This is a genomic window from Oleiphilus sp. HI0086 (assembly GCF_001635225.1).
On record NZ_LWFZ01000589.1, the window covers coordinates 1 to 238 of the forward strand.

The 238-nt window shown below is 40.3% G+C and carries 1 protein-coding gene; it reads right to left on the minus strand.

All coding sequences use genetic code 11. From position 1 onward, the window contains the following. A partial coding sequence (locus A3756_RS27590; RefSeq protein WP_197481239.1) for a hypothetical protein occupies positions 1–238 on the minus strand: 238 nt, incomplete at both ends.

Genomic DNA, 238 nt, shown 5'->3' on the forward strand with positions numbered 1-238 from the left:
GGATTCAGGTGTTTCCACGTCATACATATCAATACTGATACGGCTATCACTCCAGTGCCAGAAGTAGTCGCTATAGACTTGAGCGTATTCGTTAGCGATTGAAATAAGTTTTTTGTTTTCGAGTGTTTCTTCCAGATACAAGCCCTGTAAGTAATGACGTGAAGTAGAGAGGGTAATGGTATTGAGCGCTTCGTGTTTACCTGTCTGTTCCGATAATTCAAATATATTGATGTCGGAA